General features: G+C 72.2%; 1 protein-coding gene. It reads right to left on the bottom strand.

What is annotated here, in order from left to right; all coding sequences use genetic code 11:
* A partial coding sequence (locus tag SAZ04_RS22735) for a hypothetical protein (RefSeq protein WP_332700009.1) occupies nt 1–245 on the bottom strand: 245 nt, incomplete at both ends.

Raw genomic sequence — 245 nt, 5'->3', positions numbered from 1 at the left:
GAGCGAACCGTCCGTCATGCGCTCGGCATCGGGCACGCCGTCCTCACGAGCGAAGCGGAGGACGATCGGTGGCTCGTTCCCGAGGAGGGCCCGCCCGAGCTCCGCACCGTCTTCGGCCGGATCGCGGCGCCCGCGCTCAGCCGTCGACGTGAAGAGCCGCCACACGACGAACGAACGGATCCGGTCTTCCGGGCGGCCCGTCCGTTCGGGATGCCGCTCGATGAAGCGCGCGAGCGCCTCCCACC

Source organism: Halalkalibacter lacteus (assembly GCF_036663595.1).
Taxonomy (GTDB): domain Bacteria; phylum Bacillota; class Bacilli; order Bacillales; family Bacillaceae_D; genus Halalkalibacter; species Halalkalibacter lacteus.
Note: the sequence above shows the minus strand (reverse complement) of the source record. Positions and strands in the feature narration are given on the sequence as shown.